Raw genomic sequence first — 11,913 nt, forward strand, 5'->3', positions numbered from 1 at the left:
AGCGATGGCCGCAGCAATACGCAACGAGCTACGCTTCATTCTGAACGACCGTGATGTGGTGCTGACCTCCGCAGCGCCGGACATGACGCTGCTCGACTGGCTGCGCCTGTCGCAAAACCTGCGCGGCACCAAGGAAGGCTGCGCCGAGGGCGACTGCGGGGCCTGCACGGTTCTGGTCGGCAAGCGGGTGGGTGATGAACTCGTCTACGAAGGCGTCAACGCCTGCATCCGCTTCATGGGATCGCTCGATTGCTGTCATGTCGTGACGGTCGAGCATCTGGCGCCGAACGAGGGCAGGCTGCATCCGGTGCAGCAGGCGATGGTGGATTTCCACGGTTCGCAATGCGGGTTCTGCACGCCGGGCTTCGTCATGTCACTCTACGGGTTGTGGATGCGCTCGCCCAATCCCTCCGATTTCGAGATCGAGAAGGCGCTGCAGGGCAATCTGTGCCGCTGCACCGGCTATGAGGCGATCATCCGCTCCGCGCGGGCCATCTCCACCTATGGTCGGGTGAGCGAGGATCCGCTGGCCAATGAGCGCGCCTCGATCCTCGCGCGGCTGGCACGGATGGACGATGGCACCCGCGTCGAGGTCGGCGAGGGCAGTGCGCGCCTGATCGTGCCGGCGAATGTCGATGATCTTGCCGCGGTGCTGGAGGCGGAGCCGAAAGCGACCGTGGTGGCAGGCTCCACCGATGTAGGCCTCTGGGTTACCAAGATGATGCGCAACATTTCGCCGGCCGTTTTCATCGGCGGCGTGCGGGAACTGCGCTCGATGAGCGAGGAAAATGGCGTCATCACCATCGGCGCGGGCGTCACCTACAACGAAGCCTTCGCTTTCCTGTCGCAGCGTATTCCGGCACTTGGTGCTTTGGTGGCCCGCATCGGCGGCGAGCAGGTCCGCAACATGGGAACCATCGGGGGCAACATCGCCAATGGCTCGCCGATCGGCGATACGCCGCCGCCGCTGATCGCGCTTGGCAGCAGGCTCACCCTGCGCAAGGGCAGCGAAAGGCGTACCATCCCGCTGGAAGAGTTCTTCATCGCCTATGGCAAGCAGGATCGTCAGCCGGGCGAGTTCGTCGAGGCCGTTCATGTGCCGGTGCCGGGTGATGGCATCCACTATGCCGTGCACAAGATTTCCAAGCGGCGCGAGGAAGACATCACTGCAACGCTGGGCGCGTTTTTTCTCGAACTTGCCGGCGATGGCACGGTGAAGGAAATCCGCATTGCCTATGGCGGCATGGCGGCGACACCGAAACGGGCAAGCGCGGTCGAGGCCGCACTGACCGGAAAGCCGTGGACGGAAGCGACGATCGAAGCGGCTATCCCTGCTTATGAGCAGGATTTTGCACCGCTGACCGATATGCGCGCCACGGCGGAATATCGCATGCTGGCGGCGAAGAACCTGTTGCGCCGCTTCCATCTGGAAACATCCGGGGCGAAGGTCCCGGCGCGCGTATCGAGATATACCGTTGCGGCCTGAGTGGCCGCGAGGTGCTTAGGCACCGGGGAGGCAGGATCGATGACGAAGCACACAAGCAATCTCAAGGCCGAGAAGATCGTCGGCGGCGTCCACGCATCGCCGCGCCATGATTCCGCGCACAAGCACGTGACCGGCACGGCCGTCTATATCGACGACATCGTGGAGCCTTTCGGTACGCTTCATGCGGGCCTCGGCCTCGCCAATATTGCCCATGGCACCATCCGCTCGATGGATCTGTCCGCGGTGCGGTCTGCTCCCGGCGTGATCGATGTGCTGACGGCCAGCGACGTTCCCGGCGTCAACGAGATTTCGCCCAGCGGCATGAATGACGATCCGGTGCTGGCCGACGGCAAGGTGGAGTTCCACGGCCAGCCGATCTTCTGCGTGATTGCCGAGACGCGTGAGCAGGCGCGCCGCGCCGCGAGGCTGGCGAAGATCGAATATGAGGAACTGCCGGCGGTCATTGATATCTGGGATGTCGATGTGGAAACGCACAAGCAGGTGACGACGCCGCTGACGCTGAAGCGTGGCGATGCCGCAGCTGCTCTTGCCAGCGCGCCGCGCCGGGTGAAGGGCCGCATGCGCCTTGGCGGGCAGGATCATTTCTACCTCGAAGGGCAGGTGTCGCTGGCCATTCCGGGCGAGGACGAGGACGTGCTCGTCTATTGCTCCACGCAGGGCCCGAGCGAAACCCAGCACATGGTCGCCCATGCGCTGGGGGTTCCGAGCCATTCGGTCGCCATCGAGGTGCGCCGCATGGGCGGCGGCTTCGGCGGCAAGGAAACGCAGGCCAACCAGTGCGCGGCGCTGGCGGCCATCGCCGCCAAGAAGCTGAAGCGCGCCGTCAAGCTGCGTCTCGACCGCGACGAGGATATGACCGCGACTGGCAAGCGGCACGATTTCGCCATCGACTACGATGTCGGCTTCGACGATGAGGGCCGCATTCTCGGCATCGACTACACCTTTGCGCTTCGCGCCGGTTTTTCGGCGGACCTCTCAGGTCCGGTGGGTGACCGTGCCCTGTTCCACTGCGACAACGCTTACTTCTTCCCGCATGTGCTTGCGAAATCAGCGCCGCTCTACACCAACACCGTGTCGAACACGGCCTTCCGTGGCTTCGGCGGGCCGCAGGGCATGGTGGGCGCGGAGCGTGTCATCGACGAGGTGGCCTTCGCGGTCGGCAAGGACCCGCTGGAAATCCGCAAGCTCAATTTTTACGACGCGATGGGCGTGGAAGGGACACGCAATCTCACGCCATATCACCAGAAGGTCGAGGACTGCATCATCCAGCGCATCGTGGCCGAGCTGGAAGAGAGCGCGGATTATGCCGGGCGTCGCAAGGCTATTGCCGAGTTCAATGCCGGAAGTCCGGTCGTCAAGCGGGGGCTGGCGCTGACGCCGGTGAAGTTCGGCATCTCCTTCACCAAGACCGAGTCCAACCAGGCCGGCGCGCTGGTCCATGTCTACACCGACGGTTCGGTGCACATGAACCACGGCGGCACGGAGATGGGGCAGGGCCTGCATCTGAAGGTCGCGCAGGTTGTCGCGGAAGAATTCCAGATCGATCTCGACCGTGTGAAGATCACCGCCACCACCACGGCCAAGGTGCCCAACACCTCGCCGACGGCGGCCTCATCGGGCGCGGACCTCAACGGTATGGCCGCACAGGACGCAGCGCGGCAGATCAAGGACCGTCTGATCGACTTTGCCGCCGAAAAGCACCAGATTCCGCGTGATCAGGTGGTGTTCCTGCCCAACCGGGTGCGCGTCGGCAACGAGGAGATCGCCTTCAACGAACTGGTGCGGCAGGCCTACATGAACCGCATCCAGCTCTCGGCTGCGGGTTTCTACAAGACGCCGAAAATCCACTGGGACCGCGCCAAAGGGCGTGGCCACGCTTTCTACTACTATGCCTATGGCGCCGCCTGTTCGGAAGTCTCGGTCGATACGCTGACCGGCGAGTATGTCGTGGAACGCACCGATATCCTGCATGACACCGGCCGTTCGCTGAACAAGGCCATCGACATCGGGCAGATAGAGGGCGGTTTCATCCAGGGCATGGGCTGGCTGACCACCGAGGAATTGTGGTGGGACGACAAGGGCCGCCTGCGCACCCATGCACCCTCCACCTACAAGATACCGCTGGCATCCGACCGACCAAAGATCTTCAACGTGGCGCTGACGGACTGGTCGGAGGCCTATGAGCCGACCATCCATCGTTCCAAGGCTGTGGGTGAGCCGCCTCTGCCGCTGGGGCTTGCGGTGCTGCATGCATTGTCGGATGCCGTTGCCAGCGTTGCCGATCACCGGATCTGTCCGCGCCTCGACGCACCGGCCACGCCGGAACGGGTGCTGATGGCCGTGGAGCGGCTGAAGGCGCAGCTTGCAAAGTAGCGCCGTGCGTGTTGGGAGCCTATCTTAAGGGCATGAGAGATTTGTCTGTTTGCAAAGCCGGGACATGTGCGGAGGCATGAAGTGGCCTCGACCGTTCGCAATCTGAAATCCTTCCTTGCCGGTGCGGGCAGGTTCGCGCAGGTCAGGGTCGCGGGAACCAAAGGCTCCACGCCGCGTGAGACCGGCACATGGATGCTGGTGTCGATGCTGACCACATACGGCACCATCGGCGGCGGCCAGCTCGAATATATGGCGATCGACAAGGCACGGCAGGTTCTCGGCCGACCCGACGATGCGTCCACCATGCTCGATGTGCCGCTGGGTCCGGAAATCGGCCAGTGCTGCGGAGGACGCGTCGAGGTTGAAATCCGGCTTGGCGATGACGAGCTGGCATCCGCGCTGATCCGCGAGGCGGAGCAGGAGGAGGCGGGTTTGCCTCACTTCTATATCTTCGGCGGCGGTCATGTCGGCAAGGCGATCGCGGCGGCTGTGGCGCTTCTGCCCGTGCGCGCGATCGTCGTCGAAACCCGGGCCAACGAACTGGAAGGTATTTCGCCCGGCGTGGAAACGATGCTGACGCCGATGCCGGAGGAGGCGGTGCGAGCGGCGCCTGCCGGCTCGGCCTTCGCCATCCTGACCCACGATCACGCGCTGGATTTCCTGATCGTGGCCGAAGCCCTGAAGCGCAGCGACGCCGCCTATGTCGGCATGATCGGCTCGAAAACCAAGAAGGCCACCTTCCGAAGCTGGTTTCTCAAGACCGCAGGCGGCACGGAAATGCAGTTCGCGCGGCTGATTTCGCCAATCGGCGGCGAGGCGGTGCGCGACAAGCGGCCCGCGGTGATCGCAGCACTTGCCGCCGCCGAGATCATGTCGTCGCTGGCGTTCTACGTTGTCGGGCAGCGCAGCCTGTCTGCCATGTCTGAGGCAGGAAAAAGCAACGCCGCCCGGCCCGGATCGTAGGGCGGTTATTCCTTTTCCTGGGTGTGGGCTTCCAGGAACCACAGGAACTTGTCGAGCGAGCGCGAATAGGCCGTGAAGATATCGGCGGTATCGGCATCGCCGGCTTCGTCCGTCTCGCTGATGGCATCACGCGCGCCCTTGGCAGCGGCGGCATAGGCCTCGATGAGTGCGGCCAGATGGTCCTTGGTCTTGTGGATTTCGGTCGGGTACGGCCTGAGGGTGGTTTCCCTGGCAACGACCTGCGACGTGCCGTAGGCGGTGCCGCCGAGCTGCACGGCGCGTTCGGCTATGGTGTCGACATGTTCGTCCAGTTCAGTGCGGAACGTATCGAGCATCTCGTGGATGGCGATGAACTGAGGACCCTTCACGTTCCAGTGTGCCTGCTTGGTGATCAGCGCCAGATCGATGGCATCTGCCAGCCGCGCGTTCAGTACCTCGATCGAGGACGCGCGCGTGTTGGATTTCAGGTCATTATGGGTCTGGATCGTTGCCATTGGGAAGCTCCATTCATTTGCTGTTCGACGGGGCACGGCAAAAACCCCGCCCCCTCACACAACAATGTGCGCTTCCGCGATCGGTTCCTCAAGCGTGCTGCGGCTTTTTGGCAGCTGTATCCGCCGGCGCGTCCGGGGATCGCCGCTCCAGTGCGTCGCGAATGAGCCTCTGGCAGCGTTCCGCCATGAAATCGAGCAGCAGGCGCACTTTCGGGTCCTGCAGCTTCTTGTGCGGATAGACAGCGGCAAGCTGCACCGGAGTTGGCGGGGTCTGCTGAAGAATGACGCGCAGGCGTCCCTCTCGCAGATAGGGCTCCACCTCGAAACGCGGTTTGTTGACGATGCCGCGCCCCCCGAGCGCCCATTCCGTCAGCACGTCGCCGTCGTCACTGTCGTAGGGCCCGCGAAACTCGAATTTCTGCGGCCCGTTCGGCGTTTGGAGAATCCAGTAGAACTCGCGCGATCCCGGAAAACGCAGCATCAGGCAATCATGCTTGTTCTGGATCAGTTCGTTGATGTCGGCCGGCTCGCCCCGCCGTTCCAGATAATCCGGCGAGGCAACCAGCACCCGCTCGCATTCCAGAATGCCGCGCAGGCGCAGCGAAGAATCCTCGATCACCCCCAGCCGGAACGCGACGTCGATGCCCTCTTTCAGAATATCGACATTGTGGTCGGAAAGCCGCAGGCGCACCTCTATGTCGGGATATTTGTCGTGGAACTCGGGAATGCCCGACGCGATCAGGCGCCGGCCAAGCCCCAGCGGCGCTGTGACGCGGATGGTGCCGCGCGGCTGGCCGGAAAGAGCCGTCACCGCCGCCTCTGCCTCGGCGACTGCATCGAGGATCTGCTTCGCGCCGGTGTAGAAAACATTGCCCTGTTCGGTCGGCATCAGCTGGCGCGTGGTGCGGTTGAACAGCCGCACCCCGAGGTGCTTTTCCAGCTCCTTGATACGGTTCGACGCGACGGCCGGCGAAATGCGCATATCCCGTCCTGCCGCCGACAGGTTCCCCAGTTCGACGACACGGACGAAAACGGCGATATTGTCGAGATAGGCCATGCGGGTTTCGTGGCTTTCATGCGGCTGCGTGGAACGACAATAGTATTTTCCATTTTTTTTTGAAAGTCATCGGGCCAATGGGCTCTTTTCGTTCGCAGGACAGTCCGTAAAGTTGTCGTCTGCCGACAAGGGGTGGAGCATGCTGGATTTCGCTATTTTCTGGGACTGGTTGTCGTTTGCCGTGCGCTGGCTGCACGTCATCACCGCCATTGCGTGGATCGGCTCGTCCTTCTACTTCGTCGCCCTCGATCTCGGGCTGCGCCAGCGTGCCGGCCTGCCTGAAGGCGCGTTCGGCGAGGAGTGGCAGGTCCACGGCGGAGGCTTCTACCACATACAGAAATATCTGGTCGCGCCGGCGGCCATGCCCGAACATCTGACATGGTTCAAATGGGAGAGCTACGCCACCTGGCTGTCTGGTTTCGCGCTTTTGTGCGTGGTCTACTATGCCAGCGCGGACCTCTTCCTGATCGACCCCAACGTGCTGGACGTGTCGGTTCCCGTCGGCATCGGCATTTCGCTGGCCACCATCGGCGTCGGCTGGCTGGCCTACGACAATCTGTGCAAGCTCTTCCTCGGCAAGAGCGACACCGGCCTGATGATCTTCCTCTACTGCATTCTGGTGTTCATTGCCTGGGGGCTGACGCATCTGTTCACCGGCCGCGCCGCCTTCCTGCATCTGGGCGCCATCACTGCCACCATCATGTCGGCCAACGTCTTCATGGTCATCATTCCCAACCAGAAGATCGTGGTCGCCGACCTCATCGCCGGCCGCAAGCCGGACCCGAAATACGGCAAGATCGCCAAGCAGCGCTCGGTGCACAACAACTACCTGACGCTGCCCGTCCTGTTCCTGATGCTGTCGAACCACTACCCGCTGGCGTTCGGCACGCAGTACAACTGGGTGATCGCCTCGCTGGTGTTCCTGATCGGCGTGCTGATCCGCCACTATTTCAACACCGGCCATGCCCGCAAGGGCAACCCGACCTGGACCTGGCTGGCGGCGGCCATCCTGTTCGTCATCATCATCTGGCTGTCGACCGTGCCGAAGGTGCTGACCGGCGAGCCAAAGGCCGCCACTACTGCAACGGGTGAAGTCTACATCGCCTCGACGCATTTTCCCGCCGTGCGCAATACGGTGATGGGGCGCTGTGCCATGTGCCATGCATCCGAGCCCTTCTATGACGGCATCTATCATGCGCCCAAGGGCGTGGTTCTGGACAGCGACGAGGCGATCGCCTCCCATGCCCGCGAAATTTATCTTCAGGCAGGCCGCAGCCATGCCATGCCGCCCGCCAACGTCACCCAGATGACCGACCGGGAACGCCAGTTGCTCATTGCATGGTTCGAAGACGGGCGCGAATGATGTAAGCCTTCCGGCGGGCTGATGCGCCGGACCATCCTCAGCCGAAAGAGCCAGGGAACCTGTCATGACCGAAACCCTTCTGCGCGGCCGTACGCTCACTTTCCTGCGCTGGCCAGAAGCGATCGACGACCATGGCGCATGGCGCTACGAGGAGGACGGCGGCCTGCTGCTCAGGGATGGCCGGATCGCTGCCGCCGGCGCCTATGCCGATGTCGCTGCGAAAGCCGGGGAGGGCGCGAAGGTGATCGACCACCGGCCGCATCTGGTGGTGCCCGGCTTCATCGACGCCCATGCGCATTTCCCGCAGATGCAGGTCATCGCCTCTTATGGCGCTGAACTGCTGGAATGGCTCAACACCTATACCTTTCCGGAAGAAACCAAGTTCCTGAACGCCCAGCACGGCCGCCGCATTGCGCGCCTGTTCCTTGACGAGATGATTCGCCACGGCACCACGACTGTGGCCGCCTATTGCTCGGTGCACAGGGAATCGGCGGAAGCCTTCTTCGCCGAGTCTCATGATCGCGACATGCTCAACATTGCCGGCAAGGTGATGATGGACCGCAACGCGCCGGACGGCCTCACCGACACGCCGCGGTCAGGCTATGACGATACCAAGGCGCTGATCGCCGAATGGCACGGCAAAGGCCGTCAGCACTACGCCATCACGCCGCGCTTCGCCATCACCTCGACGCCTGAACAGATGGAAATGGCCGGCGCGCTGGCGAAGGAGTTTCCCGGCCTGCATATCCAGACCCATCTGTCGGAAAACCATGACGAGATCGCCTATACCTGCGAACTCTACCCACAGGCTAAGGACTATACGGACGTCTATGCCCATTACGGTCTTTTGGGGTCGCGCACGCTGCTTGGCCACTCCATCCACCTCTCCGAGCGCGAGGCGGATGTGATCTCGGATGCCGGCTCGGTCGCTGTATTCTGCCCGACGTCCAACCTGTTCCTCGGCTCGGGCCTGTTCGACTATCAGCGCTTCCGTCGCCGCGAAAAACCGCTGCGCATCGCGGCGGCTACCGACGTTGGCGGCGGAACGAACTATTCGATGCTGCGCACCATGGATGAGGGCTACAAGGTCATCGCCATCCAGGGCGAGAAACTGAATCCGTTCCAGTCCTTCTGGCAGATCACGCGCGGCAATGCCGAAGCGCTTTCGGTTGCCGATCGCGTCGGTACGCTGGATGAAGGCAGCGATGCCGACATCATCGTGCTGGACAGCCGCGCCACTTCGGTCATGGAACTGCGCATGGAAACGGTGAGGTCGCTGGCCGAGGAGCTTTTCCTGTTGCAGACACTGGGCGACGACCGTGCCGTGCGCGAGGTCTATGTCTCGGGCAAGCCGGCGAAGAGCATTCTGGCCGGTTAAGCCTCCCGCAAGGGAAGGGATGGCTTGACGATACCGGCCAGTGCGTACAGAAAGCCGGAGCCATTAGGAGGAGCCGGTAGTGGTGGACCCGAAGCCTTTTCTGACGTCGATCTTCGAGGCTGCTGTTGCCGCGGCCGATCCTGAGCGCACCATCCGGGAGCACCTGCCAAAGCCGCCGAAAGGGCGCACCATCGTCATCGGGGCGGGCAAGGGCGCGGCGCAGATGGCGGCTGCATTCGAGAAGGTCTGGGAAGGTCCGCTGGAGGGGCTGGTCGTGACTCGCTACGGCTACAGCGCGCCGACACAACGCATCGAGGTGATCGAGGCCGCGCATCCCGTGCCTGACAAGGCCGGTCTGGACGCTGCGCAGCGCCTCCTGCGTCAGGTGGAGGGCCTGAGCGCGGACGATCTGGTCGTGGCGCTGGTCTGCGGCGGCGGCTCGGCCCTGCTGCCGGCGCCCGCCGGTTCGCTCACGCTGGACGACGAGATCGCCGTCAACGAGGCGCTGCTTGCTTCGGGCGCGCCGATCTCGGTCATGAACGCAATCCGCAAGCATGTCTCAGCCATCAAGGGCGGCAGGCTGGCAGCGTGGGCGCATCCGGCGCGCGTCGTTTCGCTGATCGTTTCCGACATTCCGGGTGATAATCCGGCACTGGTGGCCTCTGGCCCCACGGTTCCAGATGCAGCCAGCCGGGCCGACGCACTGAAAGCCATCGAGGCCTATGGCATCGAACTGCCGCAGGCCGTGATGGCACATCTGAACTCGCCCGAGGCGGACGCCCCGCATCCCGATGACGAGCGCTTCTCCCGTAACGAGGTGAAGCTGATCGCCTCGGCCGCCGTGTCGCTGGAGGCCGCCGCAGCGGAAGCGAAAAGGCAGGGTATAGAGGCTGTCATCCTGTCCGATTCCATCGAGGGCGAGGCGCGCGAGGTGGGTTCGGTCCATGCGGCCATCGCCCGCGAGATCGCCACGCGCAACCGGCCGTTCTCAAAGCCCGTTCTGTTGCTGTCAGGTGGAGAGACCACGGTGACGCTGCGCGCCAAAGGCAAGGGCGGCCGCAACAGCGAATTCCTGCTCTCCTTCGCGCTGGGTATCGACGGCTTTGATGGCATTCACGCGCTGGCCGCCGATACCGACGGCATCGACGGCTCCGAGGACAATGCGGGTGCCTTCTGCGATGGTGAGACCGTGCGCCGCATGCGGAGCGCCGGCATCGATGCGCGCGCTCTCCTGGCCGCCAACAATGCGTGGACCGCTTTCGATGCCGTGGACGACCTGTTCGTGCCGGGGCCGACCGGCACCAATGTCAACGATTTGCGCGCCATATTGGTGCGCTGAATCTTTCCGTAAGTAGAAGCTTACTTTTCCTGCCTACACCTCATGCAGGTAGAGGTGGTAATCCAGCTCCGCCACCGTGCGCGCGACCCGGAAATATTCCGCCTGCTTGATGGCGGTGAAGGTGTTGTGAAGATCCGCGCCCAGCGCCTCGCGCAGGAATGCGGAGGCCTTCGCCGCCTCGATTGCCGCGCGCCAGTCTGCCGGCATGGTGCTGTCGCCGGTGTCGGTTTCGTAGCCGTTGCCGGTGGTTTCAGGGCCGGGATCGAGCTGTTCCTCGATGCCCTTGATGATGCCGGCCAGAATGGTGGCGGCAACCAGATAGGGATTGGCGTCGACGCCGGAAGGACGGTGCTCGATGCGCCGGTTTTTTGCGTCGCCCGCAGGCACGCGCAATGCCACTGAACGGTTGTTGACGCCCCATGTCGGCGCGACCGGCGCATAGGATTGCGCCACGAAGCGCCGCCATGAATTGGCGTGGGGCGCGAACACCAGCATGGATTCGGCCATGGTTGCGACCAGTCCACCCAGTGCCTGAAGCAGCAGCGGGGACCATGTTTCTCCCTCTCGCTCGGTAAGGGCATTGCGTTCTTCCCTGTCCAGCAGCGACACATGGAAATGCATGCCCGAGCCTGCATATTCCTCGATCGGCTTGGCCATGAAGCAGGCGGTCACGCCATGGCGACGCGCCTGCGTGCGTACGATGCGCTTGAGCATGATGAGATCGTCGGCGGCGCGCAGCACGTCCTTGCGATAGTTAAGCGTAAGCTCGTACTGACCGGGCGCGTATTCGGAAATGACCGTTTCGGCCGGAATGCCCTGTTCCTTCGCCGCCGCATAGATGTCGGAGAACAAGGGCTCCATGCCGTGCAGATGGTCGACGGAATAAACCTCCGTCTTGGCCGAGCGCCGGCCATCCAGAACCGCGCCTGCCGGCTGCACCTTGCCGTCGCCGTCGCGTTCGTTGGCGAGGAGAAAGAATTCCAGCTCGAAGGCGCCGGCCGGGTGCAGGCCTTTTTCCGCGAGCTTGCTCACCTGCCGTTCCAGCGCGTGGCGCGGGTCGGAGCTCATCGGCGCGCCGTCGAGATGGTACATGGCCATCAGCACCTGTCCGCGCGCGGGGCTGGTGCCGTGAAGGGGAACCAGCGTGCCGGGGATCGGCCATGCGCGCAGGTCGCCATCGCCCGAATCCCAGATCAGCCCGGTTTCGTGGACATCCTCGCCGGTAATGTCGAGGCCGAGGATCGAAATCGGCATGTGCCGGCCGCTTTTGTAAAGGCCCATCAGCTCATGGCGGCGGATGATCTTGCCGCGCCCGATGCCGTTGGCATCGGTCAGCAGGATGTCGAAGGCCTCGATCTCCGGATGAGCATCGAGAAAGGCCTGGGCTTCGCCGGGCGTCGAGCCCGATGGGGAGGTCATGATGGGTGGTCTCCGGGAGG

The 11,913-nt window shown here is 63.4% G+C and carries 9 protein-coding genes; 6 read left to right on the plus strand and 3 right to left on the minus strand.

Annotated elements, in window-relative coordinates; translation table 11 throughout:
• Positions 1 to 4 precede the first annotated feature (4 nt).
• The 3 genes from xdhA (at position 5) to xdhC (ending at position 4,843) form a co-directional block, all read left to right on the plus strand.
• Complete coding sequence (gene xdhA / locus HNR59_RS06960; protein ID WP_183827795.1) at positions 5 to 1,486, plus strand: xanthine dehydrogenase small subunit; 1,482 nt, start codon at positions 5 to 7, stop codon at positions 1,484 to 1,486.
• Positions 1,487 to 1,525: 39 nt separating this feature from the next.
• A complete protein-coding gene (xdhB, locus tag HNR59_RS06965) occupies positions 1,526 to 3,880 on the plus strand; it encodes a xanthine dehydrogenase molybdopterin binding subunit (RefSeq protein ID WP_183827798.1) in 2,355 nt (784 codons plus the stop codon).
• Between the two features lie 81 nt (positions 3,881 to 3,961).
• Positions 3,962 to 4,843, plus strand: coding sequence for a xanthine dehydrogenase accessory protein XdhC (xdhC, locus tag HNR59_RS06970; protein WP_183827800.1), 882 nt, complete (start codon positions 3,962 to 3,964; stop codon positions 4,841 to 4,843).
• 5 nt (positions 4,844 to 4,848) lie between these two features.
• On the opposite strand, the gene dps is transcribed toward xdhC, so the two are convergent.
• Together dps and HNR59_RS06980 are read right to left on the minus strand one after the other, a co-directional pair.
• A complete protein-coding gene (gene dps, locus HNR59_RS06975) occupies positions 4,849 to 5,337 on the minus strand; it encodes a DNA starvation/stationary phase protection protein Dps (protein WP_183827803.1) in 489 nt (162 codons plus the stop codon).
• An 88-nt stretch (positions 5,338 to 5,425) separates the two neighbouring features.
• On the minus strand, positions 5,426 to 6,394 hold the full coding sequence (locus HNR59_RS06980) for a LysR family transcriptional regulator (protein WP_183827806.1): 969 nt from the start codon (positions 6,392 to 6,394) through the stop codon (positions 5,426 to 5,428).
• A 139-nt stretch (positions 6,395 to 6,533) separates the two neighbouring features.
• On the opposite strand from HNR59_RS06980, the gene HNR59_RS06985 reads away from it, so the two are divergent.
• The 3 genes from HNR59_RS06985 to HNR59_RS06995 all read left to right on the plus strand — a co-directional run bounded on the left by HNR59_RS06985 (position 6,534) and on the right by HNR59_RS06995 (position 10,474).
• Positions 6,534 to 7,757, plus strand: coding sequence for a urate hydroxylase PuuD (locus HNR59_RS06985; protein ID WP_183827809.1), 1,224 nt, complete (start codon positions 6,534 to 6,536; stop codon positions 7,755 to 7,757).
• Between the two features lie 64 nt (positions 7,758 to 7,821).
• Positions 7,822 to 9,135, plus strand: coding sequence for a guanine deaminase (guaD, locus tag HNR59_RS06990; protein WP_183827812.1), 1,314 nt, complete (start codon positions 7,822 to 7,824; stop codon positions 9,133 to 9,135).
• Between the two features lie 79 nt (positions 9,136 to 9,214).
• Positions 9,215 to 10,474 carry a DUF4147 domain-containing protein gene (locus tag HNR59_RS06995; RefSeq protein ID WP_183827816.1) on the plus strand — a complete coding sequence of 420 codons (1,260 nt, stop codon included), beginning with the start codon at positions 9,215 to 9,217 and terminating at the stop codon, positions 10,472 to 10,474.
• A 33-nt stretch (positions 10,475 to 10,507) separates the two neighbouring features.
• Here the strand turns inward: HNR59_RS06995 and HNR59_RS07000 are convergent, their stop codons facing one another.
• Positions 10,508 to 11,893: a glutamine synthetase family protein gene (locus HNR59_RS07000; RefSeq protein ID WP_183827818.1), complete on the minus strand. Its 1,386-nt coding sequence runs from the start codon at positions 11,891 to 11,893 to the stop codon at positions 10,508 to 10,510.
• Between the last annotated feature and the right edge of the window lie 20 nt (positions 11,894 to 11,913).

The organism is Aquamicrobium lusatiense, from assembly GCF_014201615.1.
In the GTDB taxonomy this organism is placed as follows: Bacteria; Pseudomonadota; Alphaproteobacteria; order Rhizobiales; family Rhizobiaceae; genus Mesorhizobium; species Mesorhizobium lusatiense.